This window comes from Chitinophaga horti (assembly GCF_022867795.2).
GTDB classification, from domain to species: Bacteria; Bacteroidota; Bacteroidia; order Chitinophagales; family Chitinophagaceae; genus Chitinophaga; species Chitinophaga horti.
This window is the reverse complement of sequence record NZ_CP107006.1, coordinates 1,608,081-1,625,140: the sequence shown is the minus strand read 5'-3', so window position 1 is coordinate 1,625,140 and position 17,060 is coordinate 1,608,081. Positions and strand designations below refer to the sequence as shown.

Genomic DNA, 17,060 nt, shown 5'->3' with positions numbered 1-17,060 from the left:
AGCAGCGGCTGTTCATTTGAGATACCACCTGTCCTCTCATACCAGCGCCAGCTAAGCCGCTTTCATTCAGCAGACAATGCCATCTGTCCCCTCATAACCAGCGCCAGCGCAATTTACAGACTATACGCCCTGCTCAACTCCCCGCTCCCCCATCAAATAATATTTTGCTTATTTCCTGATTATTCTATATTTGTCCATAAAACCTGTAGACTAATGGAACTAAACCTACTCGCCTTTGCGATCATAGGCTTTTTACTATTCATGGGAGTTGAATATTTGTTGGCCCGTAAAACCGGTAAGAACTATTTCCAGTTCGCAGAATCGGTGGCTAATATCAACGTGGGCATTGCCGAGCGCCTGCTCGACGTGTTTACCACCGGCATCTTTTACTTCTTTTTCGCCTATATACATGAACACTTTGCGCTCTTCGACATTAAGCCGCACTGGGCGACCTGGGTGGCGCTGTTGCTCTTCACCGACTTCATCTGGTACTGGTACCACCGCCTTGCACATGAAGTAAACATCCTTTGGGCGGCGCATGTAGTGCATCACCAGAGTGAAGACTTCAATTACACCGTATCTGCACGCATTACTGTGTTTCAGGCGGTGATAAGATCATTGTTCTGGGCGGTGTTGCCGTTTATCGGGTTTCCGCCGGCGATGATCACTTCGCTGCTGCTCGTACATGGACTTTACCCGTTCTTCATTCACACGCAAACTATTGGCAAACTGGGCATCCTGGAGTACTTTATGGTAACGCCTTCGCATCATCGCGTGCATCACTCATCCAATGAAGTGTATCTAGATAAAAACTATGGCGATGTGTTTATCATCTGGGATAAGTTGTTTGGTACGTTCGTAAAAGAGAAAGAGGATGTGAAGTGTGTATTCGGCCTTACTACGCCTTTAAAGAGCTACAGCTTCCTTTGGCAGCAGTTTCATTTTGCACTGGAATTGTTTACGGCATTCCGCCGGGCAAAAGGCTTTCGCGCAAAGTGGAAAGTAGTGTTCGGCAAGCCGGATGATATTGACGGGAACATTCGTCCGGAGCTGGAGCAGAAATGGCTGTTCGCGCCGGCAAAAGCGAAGAACACGAAGTTTCAACGTGTATATATCATTGCCCAAACGACGCTCAGCCTCGTACTGCTGTTCTTCACGGTGCTTTTCGAAAAGGCCATTCCGCACGGACTGGCGGCCTTATCGGTGCTCTTCATTCTTCTCAGCCTGGTGAATACCGGCGCGATACTGGAACAGCGTAAATGGATCTTCTACCTGGAGTATACAAGGATGCTCGTCATACTGGCAGCCCTCATTTTCTACTTCCCGCACCTGTATGCGGTGGGCACCGTAGTGTTCGCGATATTACTGGTAACGCTGTATTTCAGAACACTGCAACAGCGATTCGACAGAATACTTTACCAACGGGTGAATCGTTAAGCTCACACGCCTACCCTGGCCGGTACATTCGCCGGCCAGCTGATCAGGAAGTTGGTTCCCTCGCCCAGCGTGCTGCTGATTTGCAGGTCGCCGCCAAGTAGCTCTATCTGGCGTTTAGCAATGGCCAGACCAAAGCCGCTACCGCCATACTTACGGCAAATCTCCCGGTCGCCCTGGTCAAACGGACGGAAGAGGGAAGGTATCTTATCCATCGCAATGCCTGTACCCTGATCACATATTTGTATGAACAGTTTGCCGGCGTTCATAAAACCACGTATACGCACGCTTTTATGGGCTTCGGTAAATTTAACGGCGTTGGAAAGTACATGATGTATCACATCGCCCAACACATCGGGATCGGTGATCACCGCGGATGGAAAACGTGGGTCTATTTCTTTCAATAGTTCGACAGACTGCCTGCGTGCATCCTGGCTGTAATACCGTATCGCATCATCCAGCCATGCTTTTATTTCGAACGGACGCAGATGTAGTTGTGTAGCCTTCCCTTCCTCCATTTCGGACAGGTGGTGCACGTTGCGGATCAGCTGTTGCAGTTCATCGCTGTTAGCGCGGATGCTCCGTAATTGTTGTGGTGTAATCCTGCCACCAGAGGCCGGGTCTGACAGTTGCCGTGTCACTTCCAGGATACCTTGCAACGGTCCGCTGATCTCGTTACTGAGCTCGGAAATAAAGATGGCTTTGGATTGATTGGCACGGTCGAGTTCTGCGGTGCGGGCCTTTACTTCTTCTGCGAGTTTTTCGCTATTCACCTGCAGTTGTTTCTTTTGTTTCTGGTTCTCGTCGCGGCTTTTGCGTAAGGTGTTGTTGCGGTTGCGCAGCGTTACCAGCAGATCTTCTATCCCTTTCTGGTAAAGGCTTACAACCAGGTAGTTCAATACTACCACGATAGGAATGATCAGCCAGCGATACATTTCCAATACCTCGGCGGTCATCGGTGCTTTTAAGCCAAAGAAGCCCCAGTTATACTTATACCCCAGTTCCACCACGATCAGGAAAATGAATGGTATGACCATCGCAGATCCACGCGGAAGCTTGTCCCCATCTGGCTTAGACATCAGTACTGTGATGCTGATAATAAATATCGCCAGCACCTGTACATCGGCCTCTTTACTCAGGATGCTGCCGTAATACAGCATGATGAATGAAAAGATACCCAGCAATCCGAAACGGGCGGCATCGTAGCGGCGTTTATGATTCAGTAATAAGATGCCCCAGAACATCGGAGTGCAGGCGATGGCCGGCCAAAGAATAATCTGGTTGCGGCTGATCAGGAAAAAAACAATGCCGTAGATCGCTACGAGGATCGATGTAACAGCAGCAATAACGTTTACTACGCGGATACGACGACCGTCTTCTTTGCTGTAAGTATCCAGCACGCCCAGGCCGTAAATACGGTCGCGCCAGGTCTTTAAATTTTGGAGTAGATCAACACCCATGTAACAAAGTTGAAGATTAACAGATAGATGCAGGGATCAAGATTTATTTCAACACTGTAAGTCGAAAGCTCAAGCTAATATCAGTCAACATACGGGGGTACTGCAGCACCTGCCGTAAAACCAATGTACTTACGTAAACTTCCGCCCGGGCGGATTGATCAAAATCTGGTAATTCCGCATCTTTTCCGATGCATTTTTCTATGTGTCTGATAAACAAAGCAGGAGCTTTACACTCCGCTTGCCGGTCCTTGGGGAAATAGTTGTAGGTAGCGTATAATTATTGTTTTTTCTTCTTCGGTAAAGCTGACTTTTGTTCGTGCGGTAAAGCCGTACTCTTTGGTTTAGCGGCTGGCTGCTGCGTTGTGTCCGCAGGCGCTTCCGCAATCTCCCCGAACTGGTAATACTGCGTTACATACTTGCCCGTTTCTTCATCATAAACTCTCCAGGACCCGTGCATTACTGGGTTGCCCTGCCGCACGATCTCTATTTCTTTCTCCTCATTCGTTTGCGGATCGATCACGCGAATCGTGTCCTTCTGCCCATCAATATCGGTAGCAACAAAGCTGCCACTGGAGTTTAGTTTGCCGGTACTGAAATAGTACTTCGCCGGACCGTTCAACACGTTGTTCTTATATGTTTCTTCGGCGATCAAAGTACCGGTAGTAGTGTACTTTTTCCAGACGCCTTCTTTGCGGTTATTGCGGTAAGTGCCTTCCCAGCTGAAGCCTGGTTCGCCTCTCAATTCCGGCACCTGTTCGACCCATGAGCCTTGTTTCTGGTTTTTCTGATCGATCTGGTTAATTTTACCCTGCGCCATGCCGTACAACACAACGCACTGCAGCACGATGACTACGAATAGTTTCTTCATTCAGGAATAGGATTTAATAACAAGTTAGAGATAATAGCGGAGAAAACATAACAGCACTTACGTAAATGGCAAGGCCGGCTGATAGCATCAACCGGCCTTGCTCTTATTATTATGAAAGAGATTTATTTACGGAGTGTGATGGACGGTACTTTTGTTTCCTTGTTCCGTTTGATTTCTATGCCGGTTAGCGTCGTATCGCGGTAGCCGTTGCCTGCATTTACGAACAGGCTGTAGCTGCCTTCTTTCAACCCGCGTATCTTGAAGTCGCCGCGTTTGGTCGGCAGTGCGTACAAGGTGTCGGCGGTGTTCCATACGGTAATTACCGGGAAGGCGTCGGCCGGGGTTACTTTTCCGGACAGGCTGCCTGTCACCTTAGGCGTCCATACCAATATGTACGGCTTCAGCACGAAGGTACCTCTCCTCACTTCCACAATAGAACGGCTTACGTCAAAGTCGAGCCACAGGCGTAACTGGTCAGGTGAATATTCTTCCCACTCGTCGCCGCGGATGTTCACGATCAGTTTCGTTTCGCCGGTAACGGTTTTAAGTGGATAAGTAACACTGTCTTTTACCAGGGAGTTATTGTTACCAATGGTGATGCGGATCTTCTTCACGGTGCCTTTTGGTACAACACCGTTCGCAAAGAGGGTGTCCACACCGTTACGGAAGCTCAGGATGTCATAAATACCGGAGCGGATGGCCAGGGTGTCCCATACTTTACAAGTGTCTTTTTTACGGTCCCAACGACCATCGTCCCACCAGCAGCGGCTATGTTTGTCCCAACGATCGTCATCGTCGTCGCTGCTGCAGGTATCTACTAACACTTCCACATTGCGGATGTCGATGAATACCTGGTCAAATAGCCCGGGATCATCCGTAAGGTACACTTGTAGTCTTTGCTGGTTGGCGCCGATGCGTTCACTGGAGGCTGAGTCGTCTTTGGAACAAGACCAGATAATCGTCGATAGTGCCGCCACGCCGAGTACGGACGCAACTATCCTGCGCGCTAAGTTTTTCATAAATGCCAAGGTTTTAAGATTAGGAATTTTAAATCAATTAAAACTAGCAACTAAAGTTATGGTTAAATAGTACCGTAAAACGATGAAAAGCAGTTGGTTATTGTACATATACCAAACTTAGCCTTATCATGTTTACGCGAGGTTAGATGGTTGGAATAGGGAAAGGTTTAACAAAGCGCTAACTTTTTTTTCCAGTTTTCTCAAATGGATAAAAGATATGGTTCATTGATTACAATCATCAATTTAAATCACGTTCTATCTCAGCATATTATGCCCTTCGGATGATCCTTAATAAAATTGCAATAACAGCGATAACAAGTAAGATGTGAATCAGTCCGCCCGGTGTTCCGAAGCCGTTGAAGAAATAGCCAAATATCCAGAGCAGCACAAGAATCACAGCGATAAGGTAAAGCAGGTTGCCCATAGTGTTGAGGTTTTACTATTCGTATTACAATCTTTGTTCCAAAGTTGATGCGTTGTAACGGCGGAGAATAAAAAACCCCGGCATTGCCGGGGCTTCTCTTATTGCAGTTTGAGTATCGTTGCCCCCAAAGGCGGCACTCTCAGTTTTATCGTGTAAGGCTGACCGTTATACGTTTCTTCATATGATTCAATCGGACCGGTATTCACTACGCCGCTACCATAATATTTAGCATCATCACTGTTCAGCACTTCTTTCCACTTCCGCGACCAGGGCACGCCAATGGCATATTCCTCATGGGCATTCGGCATCATGTTCAGCACCACCAGCAATACTTCTTTATCGCTTTCCCCCTTACGTGCGTAAACGATCACGCTGTTATCGCGGTCGCTAAGGCCAATCCATTCAAAGCCTGCTACGTCGAACTGGGTTTGATACAGTGCGGGCGTACCGGTGTACAGGTGATTAATATCTTTCACGAACTGTTGAATGCCTTTGTGTGTTTTATGTTCGAGCAGCTGCCAGTTCAATTCTGTTTTGTAATTCCATTCGGTGGTTTGCCCAAACTCGTCGCCCATGAACAGCAGTTTGGTGCCGGGATGGGTGTACATGTAAGCATACAACAACCGCAGGTTCGCACACTTCTGCCAGTCGTCGCCAGGCATTTTGTACAGCATCGGCGACTTACCATGTACTACTTCATCGTGGCTTAACGGCAGCATAAAGTTCTCGCTGTATGCATACATCAGGCTAAAGGTGAAGTGGTCCTGGTAGTATTTACGTAAGTAAGGATCTCTTTTGAAGTAGTCGAGGGTATCGTTCATCCAACCCATCATCCATTTCATACCAAAACCTAAGCCGCCCAGGAACACGGGACGGGACACGCCGTAGAAGTTGGTAGATTCTTCGGCAATGGTCTGCACGTCCGGAAAGCGCCCATATATTTCTTCGTTCAGTTCCTTCAGAAAGGTGATGGCCTCCAGGTTCTCCGGTCCGCCATGTTCATTCGGCTCCCAGGTGCCTTCTTTACGCGAGTAGTTCAGGTGGATCATAGAGGCCACGGCATCGACGCGCAGCCCGTCCACATGAAACCTGTCGAGCCAATAGAGGGCGTTGCTCCCCAGGAACGAACGTACTTCCCCACGGGCGTAGTTAAATACATAACTATTCCAGTCCGGGTGATAACCTTTGCGCATGTCCGCATACTCGTACACGTGCGAACCGTCGAAGCGGAACAGGCCGTGGTCGTCATATGGAAAGTGCGAGGCCACCCAATCGAGGATAACGCCAATGCCTGCCTGGTGAAAGGCATCTACAAAGGCCATGAACTCGTCCGGCGTGCCGTAACGGGAGGTCGGTGCATAGTAACCTGTTTGCTGATAGCCCCAGGAGCCATCGAAAGGATGTTCGCTGATCGGCATCAGTTCCACATGGGTAAAACCCATCTCCTTCACATAAGGCACCAGTTTCTCGGCGATCTCGCCATAGGTGTAAAACACCTCGGCTTCATTAGGATCGGGTTTGCGCCACGAGCCCAGGTGTACTTCGTAAACGGTGTACGGACTTTTCAGGCTGTTCTTCTGTGCACGGCCGTCCATCCACTTCTTATCTTTCCATTTGTAACCGGCTTCATAAGTAATGGAAGCGGTTTTAGGACGAACTTCCCAGTAACGGGCGAACGGATCTCCCTTCCATAACTCCTCGCCTGATTCGGCACGGATAAAATATTTATAAAGTTGCCCTTGTTTTACATTGGGAACAAACCCTTCCCAGATGCCGGAGTTATCCCAACGGGGCAATAATGTATGTGTATGTGGCGTCCAGTCGTTGAATTCTCCTACTACCGACACAAATGCGGCAGATGGTGCCCAAACGGCGAAGTAGGTGCCTTCCACGCCTTCGTAGGTTACGGCGTGTGCGCCAAATTTTTCGTACAGCCCGTAATGGCGGCCTGCCTGGAACAATTCAATATCTTTTGCAGAAAACAGCGTAAAGGGTTCTACAGCGCCCAGTTCGCGGAAGGTGGTTGGCGTTTCGGACAAGGCTGCGTTGGTTTCAGAAGGAGTGATAGTAGCAGTCTTCTTTGCCTTGGGCGCCGCCTTCTTCTTCCTGGCAGCACCATCAATCCCAGCCTCTGAAGCTGTTTCGCTCACCGTCACTTCTACACTTTCCACCTGCACAGCCTTCTTCTTTTTTGCCGCGCTCACCTTTCCTTCACCATCGGCCGCCTTCTTCGCAACACTCCGCTTTTTTACCGGCTCCTCCCCATCAGTGGATGTTGCTGCAGGTTTAGCTGCTGCTTTTTTCGGGGTAGCCTTCTTCTCCGTCGCCGGTGTTGCCTGTTCTTCGGCCGATGCCTTCTTTTTTGCTGTCGCCATGAGGTGTTTTGAATTGGGTTTGATACAAGATAAATAATTCACCTTAAAGCAGGGCATAAAAAAACTCCGTGCCTGCTTTGGTAATAAAACCTTAGCAAACACGGAGCCAATAACTGATATTAAGTACTAGGCTTTTTTACCTTTATAAGCCGGACGTGAACCGTATTCACGTTTTTCGCGGAAGCCGCGGCTGCCGGAGCTTTCGCCACCTTGCCAGCCTTTACGGAATCCACCGCTTTCGGAGCGTGGGCTGAACTTACGTTTCTCGCCGCCGCCGCCACCATTGCTGTCCTGCGACATTTCAATGCGTACGGTACGACCGTTGTAATCCAGCTTTTTGAAGCTTTCGTATACTTTGCTTACTTCATCGTTTTCCACTTCGAAGAAAGAGTAAACACCTTTCAGATCGATGCGGCCGATTTTGTTACCACGGATGCCGGTGCTGTCGCACAGGAAGCGCAGCATATCGCCACGGGTAAAATCGTCTACAGATCCCAGGTTGATGAACAGGCGGGTGAACTTGCCGGCACCACCTCTCATGGTATTACCGTCGCCAGCTGTGCGGCGTTCTTCCTTCACGTTCAAGTCCGGAGCGTCCTGGTAGTATTCGAGGAACTCGTTAAATTCCAGGGAAGCGAATCGTTTGATCAGTTCTTCCTTGGTCATATCTTTAAATTCTTCGTTGATGCGCTCCATGTACGGATCGATCTGCTCTTCGTTTACCACTACGTTGTGTACACGGTGTACGAGGCCGAACAGTTGTTTTTCGCAAACGGCGAAGCCATCGGGCACTTCTGCTTTGATGAACTTTTTACCGATCACGCGCTCGATCTGGCGGATCTTACCGGTATCGCGACCGCTGATGATGGCGATAGATACGCCGGAACGACCAGCCCTCGCGGTACGGCCGCTACGGTGGGTATAGTTCTCTACATCATCGGGCAGTTCGTAGTTGATAACGTGTGTTACATTGTCAACGTCGATACCACGCGCCGCTACGTCGGTAGCTACCAGTACCTGCAGTGATTTTTCGCGGAAGCGTTTCATCACTTTATCGCGCTGCTGCTGGGTAAGGTCGCCGTGCAGGGCGTCTGCATTGTAACCGTCTTTGATCAGTGATTCCGCAATTTCCTGCGACTCGATCTTGGTACGGGTAAATACGATGCCGAAGATCTCCGGATTGAAGTCTACGATACGTTTCAGCGCTGCGTATTTTTCGCGGGGACGTACTACATAGTATTCGTGCTCGATGTTCGCGTTACCGGTATTTTTACCGCCAACGGTCAGTTCGAACGGATCTTCCATGTACTTCTGCGCAATGCGGCGAACTTCGTTCGGCATAGTGGCAGAAAACAGCCAGGTGGTTTTCTCTTCCGGCGTGTTGGACAGGATGCTGTTGATGTCTTCCTGGAAGCCCATGTTCAGCATTTCATCCGCCTCGTCCAGTACAGCGTAACGTACCTGTTCGAAGTTTACCGCTTTACGCTCGATAATGTCGAGCAGGCGGCCGGGTGTAGCTACTACGATGTGTGCACCTCTTTTCAGTTCACGCAGTTGCAAACCGATGTTGGCGCCACCATATACGGCTACGATATTGATATCGCCTAAGTGTTTGGAAAAGTTTTTAAGGTCGTTCGCGATCTGCAGGCAGAGTTCGCGGGTCGGACAAAGTATCAAGCCCTGTGGGAACTTGGACTTTACTTCCAGCTGGTGCAGCAGGGGCAGGCCAAATGCGGCGGTTTTACCGGTACCGGTCTGGGCCAGTCCCACGAAATCCCTGTCTCCGCCCAACAGTACTGGAATTGCTTTCTCCTGAATTGGTGTTGGAGATACGAAACCCAGGTCCTGAATAGCCTGTAAAATGGGCTCCTTCAGCCCTAATGATTCAAATGTTGTCATCTTGTGTAAAGCAGGCTTCCTTCGCCTGTTAATTGCAACGGCTCCACGCCGTTTGGTGATAATATCAACCCGGACGTTCTAAACGAGCTCTCCTTCCAGGTCGTAGTCAAATGCTTTTGTAATTCGCACGTTCACGAACTCGCCCGGCTTCAGCTTCCTGTCGGTACTAATGATTACCTCATTATCTACCTCTACCGAATCAAACTCAGTACGTGCCAGGTAACGGCCGGACTCTTTCTTGTCCACGATCACGCGGAACACTTTGCCGACTTTTTCCTGATTTTTCTCTAATGAAATTTCCTGTTGCGTTTCCATGATATCCTGCGCCCGGCGCTCTTTCTCTTCTGCAGGAATGTTATCCTCCAGTTCGTAAGCGCTGGTGCCTTCTTCGTGGCTGTAGGTAAATACCCCCACCCTGTCGAAACGCACTTCCTCTAAAAACCGTTTTACATCTTCCACATCCTCCAGCGTTTCACCGGGAAAACCAGTGATCAGCGTCGTACGCAGGCAGATGCCCGGTACCTGTTCGCGGATAGATTTCACCAGGTCTAATATCTCCTGGCGGGTAATCTGCCTTTTCATGGCCTTCAGCATCGGATCAGCGATGTGTTGCAGGGGCATGTCCAGGTAATTACAGATGTTATCTCGCTGCTTCATCACCTCCAGTATCTCCATCGGAAACTTGGTGGGATAAGCATAGTGTAAACGAATCCATTCTAATCCTTTCACGTCTGCCAGGGCGTTCATCAGGTCGCCCAGGCGGCGCTTTTTGTACAGGTCCAGGCCATAATAGGTCAGTTCCTGTGCAATCAGCATGATCTCTTTTACACCAGAACGTACCAGCTTCTCCGCTTCTGCTACCAGCTGTTCGATCGGGCGCGAAACGTGCGTGCCGCGCATCATCGGGATGGCACAAAATGCGCAGGTGCGGTTACAACCTTCTGCGATCTTGAGATAAGCGTAGTGTGATGGTGTACTGAGCAAACGCTCGCCGATCAGTTCCGATTTGTAATCCGCGTCAAATCGTTTCAGGATCAAAGGCAGTTCCATCGTGCCGAACCAGGCGTCTACCTCCGGTATCTCCGATTCAAGATCACCGCGGTAACGTTCGCTAAGACAGCCCGTTACGTATACCTTGTCCAGTTTACCCTTCTTTTTAAGGTTTACCTGGTCCAGTATCGTGTTAATAGATTCTTCCTTGGCCTTATCAATAAATCCACAGGTATTTACGACTACGATGTTGTGGTCCTTTTTCGTGCTTTCATGCACTACATCAATGTCATTGGCCTTAAGCTGACCGCTTAAAACTTCTGAATCCACCATGTTCTTGGAACAACCAAGCGTAATAATATTAACCTTATCTTTCTGTAATGTTCTCGTCTTCAAAAGCGCTGTTTTTAAGTCCCGGTTGCAGGATAGCTCCTGGTAACCGTTACCACTACGAAGACGCAGACACGAAATGCGAAAACGGCAGACTTACCGTTGTTAATGTGACTTGCCTTAGTGTGGCTGAGGAAGTCGCAAAGTTAAGCATTAATTTGGTAAACCAAGTTAATTATTTATTAAGCCAGGCGGGCCATGGCTTTTTCGGCCCTCTGTTTTGCCACGCGGCGCTTATAATGGTACCACCATTCGGGGGCCATTTTGATGAGCAAATTATTCATGTTTCTCAAGCCCAGCAAGTGATACAGCCCGTTGATCTTACCGCCCAGGGTATCGTCCATCGCTCTCAGGCTCATCGCAAAACCGGGTTCAATATATTCCATGTGATGCCAGTAACCGGCCGGCATAAACATGGTTTCGCCATGTTCCAGGGTGGTGGTATACGCCTGGGCGTAATTAATGGCGGGGAACTTTTCGGTATCCAGCCTTTCGTACCATTTCACAAAGCTGGCTGCGCTCTCCACTGTAAATGGCATGCGGTAAATGAGGTCCGACTGGTCGTTGCCCAGCAGCAATACCTTTTTGCGCCCGATAAACTGGGTATGCATAATATGACTGAGGTCGATGTCATAGTGCATATGAGCTACGGAGCCCTGCCCGCCGACGAATAGCATAGGGTACTTTTTCAGGAACCCTTTCATCAGCTGGTCGGGCCAGCGAAAGTCGTTTACCAGCTGGGGCGCGTGTTGAAAAATGTTGAACAGGAAGATGCGCAGTTCCACCGGCCCCTTCTGCACCATGTCCAGGTAATCGCCGAAAGGGATGTAATCGTCAGCCCCATTTACCAGCACCTTCGCTCCCGCCCTTTCGTTATTGTAAACGCCTACTTGTTTGTCGCCGACCGCCGACTTGAAATGTTCCCAGGTCCACTTGTTCTTTGCTGCCCATTTATCGGCCAACCCGGTAATAATAAGGGGCTTCTTTTTCTCATAATAATCCTTTCTGAACGCTTCCGGGCTAATATCTGCCACGCGGTCTATTTCTTTGATCTGCATAAATTATGGTGGAATAGTGGGAGTGAAACAATTTTGCAAGATCAAATTTAAGAAATTGAGCTTTTCAACGCGCAGTAATTGCAGGAGTGTGCATTGCAAGTGGATAATTATCAGGGCATCAGCTTTTCTCCTTTCTTCAGCCCCCGTTGCGTCGCACTCTTCAGCAGCAATTTCGCTGCTGCCCATAAAAACGGCCGCCTGTGGTACAGGCGGCCGTTCTATTTATAGCTTGATAATCTTATTTCACACTAAACAGCGAATCAACAAATTCGGTACGGTCAAATACCTGCAGGTCTTCCATCTTTTCGCCGATGCCGATGTATTTTACGGGGATCTTGAACTGGTTCGCAATGGCGAGCACCACGCCGCCTTTAGCGGTACCGTCCAGCTTGGTGATAGCCAGGGAGGTTACCTCCGTAGCCGCTGTAAACTGGCGCGCCTGTTCCAGCGCGTTCTGACCGGTAGAGCCGTCGAGCACGAGCAACACTTCATGTGGTGCATCGGGAATGATCTTGTTCATTACCCGTTTGATCTTGCTCAGCTCTTCCATCAGGTGAATTTTGTTGTGCAGGCGACCGGCGGTGTCGATGATGATCACGTCCACATCGCGGGCTACGCCGCTTTGTACCGTATCAAAGGCCACAGCACCCGGATCGGAGCCCATTTGCTGTTTTACGATGGGCACACCTACGCGGTCGCTCCAGATCGTGAGCTGGTCTACCGCCGCGGCGCGGAACGTATCCGCAGCACCCAGCAACACCGATTTCCCTGCTTTTTTAAAGTTGTAAGCCAGTTTACCGATGGTAGTGGTCTTGCCTACTCCGTTAACCCCAACCACCATGATTACATAAGGCTTTTTGCCGGAGGGCGTGGCAAAGTCGCGGAACCCGGAATCCGGAGCGTCTACCAGCAAGGCAGCTACTTCCTCCTGTAATATGCGGTTCAACTCGCTCGTGTTCATGTATTTGTCTTTCGACACACGCTCTTCGATGCGGTTGATGATTTTCACCGTTGTTTCCACGCCCACGTCTGCTCCTATCAATGCTTCCTCCAGGTTGTCCAGCACTTCGGCGTCTACGGTAGACTTACCAGCGATGGCGCGACCTATCTTGCTTAAGAAACTCTCTTTGGTCTTCTGTAACCCTTGGTCCAGGCTCTCTTTCTTTTCGCGGGAAAAGAGTTTATTAAAAAAACTCATCGATTCAAAAGTTGATGGTTAACGGAAAAACACAAAAAGCCGTCCCTATGAACGGACAGCTTTCGTGCAGTATGATTAGTAAAGCCGAATTACTTCTGATTGAAAAACTCCTGAACTTTATCCTTGTGGATAATCTGGTCTTTAAAAGTATAAGCGCCGGATTTAGGAGAACGCACAGCTTTGATCACTTTCGTCCACACTTTAGATTCCGCAGCCGCTTTGGCATCTTTTACTTTCGAGTTCTTTGATGCTTGTTTTGCCATCTTGTATAGAATTAGTCGTTAATTGTTAAGGTTGTCAATCGTCAAGCGCTAATCGTAGTTCTTAAACGATTAACAGCCAGTCAATTAAGTTTTGACCTTATTTAATTTCTTTGTGTACAGTTACCTTTCTCAGGATCGGGTTGTACTTTTTCAACTCCAGACGCTCAGGAGTATTTTTCTTGTTCTTGTTGGTGATGTAACGAGAAGTACCGGGTTGACCAGAGGTTTTATGCTCTGTGCATTCCAGTATCACTTGCACCCTGTTACCTTTTTTTGCCATTTCGTATAAATGTTAAATTATCTACTAAACTAGATTTGCTGGCCAGCCGCACGCAGTTCTTTTACCACTACGTATAAACCTCTCTTGTTGATAGTTCTCAAAGCATCAGCAGATACTTTCATTGTGATCCAGCGATCCTCTTCTGCGAGGAAGAAACGTTTTTTCTGCAGATTGGGCAGAAACCTTCTCTTAGTTTTGATGTTAGAGAAAGATACGTGATGACCCGTAATAGGCTTCTTTCCCGTCACCTGACATACTCTTGCCATGTTTCTTAAAATTTTGGACTGCAAATGTCGCACTCTTTTGGGAAAATAGCAAATTATAAAAAGTCTATTTATTCACAAAAAAGAGAGCCGTCTAATAAATTAGACAGTTTTGCACTATTGTTTAGACATAATTTCCTTACAAAACGGCCGTGGTAGCTTACGCCAGCACAACTACGAGGCTTTTAATTACGGCGCCTAATCTTACTGCATCGGCTACCCTTTGCTGGGCTGTACCATGTTTCAGCAGGGCTTCCTCGTGCGAAGTCACACACATTTCGCAACCGTTAAGGGCAGATACTACGAGGCTCAGCAGCTCGAAAAACTCTTTTCCGAGAACCGGGTTAGCCATAATGCTCATCCGGATGCCGGCTGGTGCATTGGTATAAAACTCCTTGTTTACGAAGTGACGGAAACGGTAATACACGTTATTGGCATTCATCAGGGAGGTGCAGCTGATCGCTTCGGCTACTTCTTTATCGGTAGCGCCTGCCTCAATGGCCAGTTTTTCAAAAGCTGCCTGTAAAGCACCGAGCTTCTCGTTCATCGCCACAGACAGGCCGATCAGGTAAGCTTCTTTCTTCGTCAGCGTTTGGGCCTCCAAAGCATTGGTTACGTTGATCTTCAGGTCTTTCAGGTACCGCGCATCGGTAGCGGCCAGTTTATCCAGCTGGGCAGGCAAAGCCATACCCGACAAGCCAACCACCTGTAAAAGTTGCTGGGCAGTGTCTTGGTTAGTTGTTGCAAACATATTATTGATTCTATTTTTCGGGTGAAGAAAAGCCGGTGGCAAGTACCACCGGCTTTAAAAAGATTAAGCTGTAAGGGTAGCTTCGCCTTTCTGCCAGTTGCAGGGGCACAGCTCGTCTGTTTGCAGCGCATCCAGTACACGGATCACTTCTTTCACGTTACGGCCTACGTTCAGGTCGTATACAGAAGTCCAGCGTACAATACCTTGCGGGTCTACGATGAAAGTAGCGCGGTAAGCAATTTTCTCTTCTGCTTCCAGGATGCCCAGTTCAGCAGCCAGTGATTTAGAAGTGTCAGCCAGCATTGGGAATTTCAGGCCACGCAGGTCTTCATGATCTCTTCTCCACGCAGCGTGTACAAACTCGCTGTCAGTAGAAGCACCGATCAGGATCGCGTCGCGGTCAGAAAAGTCCTGGAAGTGATTGTTGAATTCGGCAATCTCGGTAGGACAAACAAAAGTGAAATCTTTCGGCCACCAGAACATCACCATCCATTTGCCGGAAGAGCGGATCTCTTCAGATGAAATGTCGTAAAACTCTTTACCTTTCTCGATGGAAACAACTGCCTTCTTTTTGAACTCAGGGAATTGTGCACCTACAGAAACAACTGCATTTTTCATGTTACTATCTCGGTTTATTGATTTTTTAACGGTCGTTAATTCGTTTTTCCGGGTGCAAAAGTCCCAAATACGCTTATTATAATCAAATCGATTTTATAGCTAAGGCTATAAATAAAATCTATATCGATTTAATTTCTGATAGATTAAACTATAGTAAGCCGCGCCCAGTATGAAGTAGAGTTGCAGGCACGTATCGTAGATTTAAAATATTAATAAAAATTAATCCCAAAACTGGTTAACCCATAACCTTTTGGCACGTTATTTAGTTATAAGTAGACAACGAATTAAATCGACCGGATATGAAACTTAGAAATGCACTTTTTGTTGTACTTACGATTGGCCTTGCTCTGATCCCGTTTATCAAAAACAGTATCGGCAAACATGATGAATTTGACGCCACCAGGGACCTGTTCATCTAGTCACAGCGCTTATGTTTACATTACTTTTTTACACAAAAAGAGGGCTGCACATCAACGCATGATATACAGCCAACATAACGTAATCGCGGCGGGCACAATTGTACCGTTTTAAAACTGTTCTCCAATGGGGATGGGCGTCCATTTGCTGCCTTTCTCATAATGACCCCAGATCGTAAAGCCGACTGCCCTCAGTAACACGAGGGCTTCGTTGTTTTTAGCCCATCGCTGGTCCTTATTTTCCTTCGTGATAATGCAATACACATAATCCCCATGCGGCGCGTTCACCATAATCACCTCCGACCGCGACTCGTCTACCGCCCCGTTCTTGGACGCCGTTCTCACCTGCTTTGGCACCTGCTGTAAACCCTGCGCATCCCAGAAGTTCCGGGTAAGGTTTCGGTAGATGCGATCGCTGATGACCGGGGAAATCACTTTGCCGGTGTAGATCATTTCCATCAGCGTTGCCATTTCCCGCGGTGAGGTTTGCCCCCAGCCATACACCCGCTGGTTATCGCGCCTGCCGGGCGTGCGGGAGTTCACGCGGGTATGCACAAAACCCTGCCCCTCCAACCAGGCATTGATCGCCGTCCCCCCACCGGCCAGGGACTGCAGCCACAGGCTGGCGGTGTTGTCGCTCATGGTCAGCATCAGCATCATCACTTTATTCAGGGCGATCTTCTCCCCGCTCTTAAACGATCCGAGAATGTCTTCCCCGGCGTACAACAACGAATCTTTGTATTCCAGTAACGAATCATACTGCAACTCCCCCTTCGCGATCTTATCGAACACCCCGATGGCGATCGGCGTTTTGATCATACTGGCCGTAGGAAATACTGTATCTGCATTAATGGCGACGAATTTGTTCTTCTTCAGATGATGTACATACACGCCCGCTACACCGCGATGCGCATCCAGCAGGGGCTTCAGTTTGGCGTAGAGCTGTTTATCTTCTTTCTGGGCGAAGGCGGGCAGAGTGGCCAGCAGTAACAGGCAAAGGAGTTGTGTTCTCATGATGTTAAAATAGGGATTAAATCCTGCTATTCCACTCCGTACATCCTTTTCACCTGGAACAATACCGGATAATCCCGCTTCACAGCGTCGATATTAGCCGGATCCTCCAGCAGCCCGGCGGCTTTAAAGGTTTCGTTAAACGAACCCTTTATCGACTGTCCATCGCGTCCGCGCAACAAGGCATAGGCGGTATAAATCTTGAAATCGGGATCTAAAAGATGCCCAAGTAATTTACCATCAGGGCCCACCATCGCGTAGTAGGGATAACCCTCCTGTCCGGCAATGGCCACGGCGGGCGATAATAAGCCGCCATTAAAAAAAGCCTGTCGTGTACATCAAC

At 48.6% G+C, this 17,060-nt stretch carries 17 protein-coding genes; 1 reads left to right on the top strand and 16 read right to left on the bottom strand.

The window, feature by feature from the left end; genetic code table 11:
• Nucleotides 1-213: 213 nt before the first annotated feature.
• The gene (locus MKQ68_RS06695; RefSeq protein ID WP_264282617.1) at nt 214-1,437 is read left to right on the top strand and encodes a sterol desaturase family protein; all 1,224 of its coding nucleotides are present in this window, start codon (nt 214-216) and stop codon (nt 1,435-1,437) included.
• Between the two features lie 2 nt (nt 1,438-1,439).
• Here the strand turns inward: MKQ68_RS06695 and MKQ68_RS06690 are convergent, their stop codons facing one another.
• From MKQ68_RS06690 to MKQ68_RS06615, 16 genes are all read right to left on the bottom strand, one after another.
• The gene (locus MKQ68_RS06690; protein WP_264282616.1) at nt 1,440-2,894 is read right to left on the bottom strand and encodes a HAMP domain-containing histidine kinase; all 1,455 of its coding nucleotides are present in this window, start codon (nt 2,892-2,894) and stop codon (nt 1,440-1,442) included.
• Nucleotides 2,895-3,171: 277 nt separating this feature from the next.
• Entirely contained in the window at nt 3,172-3,762 is a 591-nt protein-coding gene (locus MKQ68_RS06685) for a toxin-antitoxin system YwqK family antitoxin (protein ID WP_264282615.1), read from the bottom strand.
• 122 nt (nt 3,763-3,884) lie between these two features.
• Entirely contained in the window at nt 3,885-4,781 is an 897-nt protein-coding gene (locus MKQ68_RS06680) for a DUF4382 domain-containing protein (protein ID WP_264282614.1), read from the bottom strand.
• Between the two features lie 268 nt (nt 4,782-5,049).
• Nucleotides 5,050-5,205, bottom strand: coding sequence for a lmo0937 family membrane protein (locus MKQ68_RS06675; protein ID WP_244840221.1), 156 nt, complete (start codon nt 5,203-5,205; stop codon nt 5,050-5,052).
• 98 nt (nt 5,206-5,303) lie between these two features.
• Nucleotides 5,304-7,580 (bottom strand): 1,4-alpha-glucan branching protein GlgB, encoded by a 2,277-nt coding sequence (gene glgB / locus MKQ68_RS06670; protein WP_264282613.1) that lies wholly within the window; start codon nt 7,578-7,580, stop codon nt 5,304-5,306.
• A gap of 126 nt (nt 7,581-7,706) precedes the next feature.
• The gene (locus tag MKQ68_RS06665; RefSeq protein WP_264282612.1) at nt 7,707-9,479 is read right to left on the bottom strand and encodes a DEAD/DEAH box helicase; all 1,773 of its coding nucleotides are present in this window, start codon (nt 9,477-9,479) and stop codon (nt 7,707-7,709) included.
• 78 nt (nt 9,480-9,557) lie between these two features.
• On the bottom strand, nt 9,558-10,865 hold the full coding sequence (gene rimO, locus MKQ68_RS06660; RefSeq protein ID WP_264282611.1) for a 30S ribosomal protein S12 methylthiotransferase RimO: 1,308 nt from the start codon (nt 10,863-10,865) through the stop codon (nt 9,558-9,560).
• 176 nt (nt 10,866-11,041) lie between these two features.
• Nucleotides 11,042-11,917 (bottom strand): cupin-like domain-containing protein, encoded by an 876-nt coding sequence (locus tag MKQ68_RS06655; protein ID WP_264282610.1) that lies wholly within the window; start codon nt 11,915-11,917, stop codon nt 11,042-11,044.
• Between the two features lie 238 nt (nt 11,918-12,155).
• The gene (gene ftsY / locus MKQ68_RS06650) at nt 12,156-13,115 is read right to left on the bottom strand and encodes a signal recognition particle-docking protein FtsY (protein WP_264282609.1); all 960 of its coding nucleotides are present in this window, start codon (nt 13,113-13,115) and stop codon (nt 12,156-12,158) included.
• A gap of 89 nt (nt 13,116-13,204) precedes the next feature.
• Nucleotides 13,205-13,378 carry a DUF4295 family protein gene (locus tag MKQ68_RS06645; RefSeq protein ID WP_244840211.1) on the bottom strand — a complete coding sequence of 58 codons (174 nt, stop codon included), beginning with the start codon at nt 13,376-13,378 and terminating at the stop codon, nt 13,205-13,207.
• Nucleotides 13,379-13,475: 97 nt separating this feature from the next.
• Nucleotides 13,476-13,658, bottom strand: a complete 183-nt coding sequence (rpmG, locus tag MKQ68_RS06640; protein WP_149837928.1) for a 50S ribosomal protein L33 — start codon at nt 13,656-13,658, stop codon at nt 13,476-13,478.
• Between the two features lie 29 nt (nt 13,659-13,687).
• Complete coding sequence (gene rpmB / locus MKQ68_RS06635) at nt 13,688-13,924, bottom strand: 50S ribosomal protein L28 (protein WP_264282608.1); 237 nt, start codon at nt 13,922-13,924, stop codon at nt 13,688-13,690.
• A 157-nt stretch (nt 13,925-14,081) separates the two neighbouring features.
• The gene (locus MKQ68_RS06630) at nt 14,082-14,672 is read right to left on the bottom strand and encodes a carboxymuconolactone decarboxylase family protein (RefSeq protein ID WP_244840210.1); all 591 of its coding nucleotides are present in this window, start codon (nt 14,670-14,672) and stop codon (nt 14,082-14,084) included.
• 63 nt (nt 14,673-14,735) lie between these two features.
• Nucleotides 14,736-15,290: a peroxiredoxin gene (locus MKQ68_RS06625; protein ID WP_264282607.1), complete on the bottom strand. Its 555-nt coding sequence runs from the start codon at nt 15,288-15,290 to the stop codon at nt 14,736-14,738.
• Between the two features lie 527 nt (nt 15,291-15,817).
• Entirely contained in the window at nt 15,818-16,720 is a 903-nt protein-coding gene (locus tag MKQ68_RS06620; protein ID WP_264282606.1) for a serine hydrolase, read from the bottom strand.
• 26 nt (nt 16,721-16,746) lie between these two features.
• Complete coding sequence (locus tag MKQ68_RS06615) at nt 16,747-17,010, bottom strand: hypothetical protein (protein ID WP_244840207.1); 264 nt, start codon at nt 17,008-17,010, stop codon at nt 16,747-16,749.
• Nucleotides 17,011-17,060 lie beyond the last annotated feature (50 nt).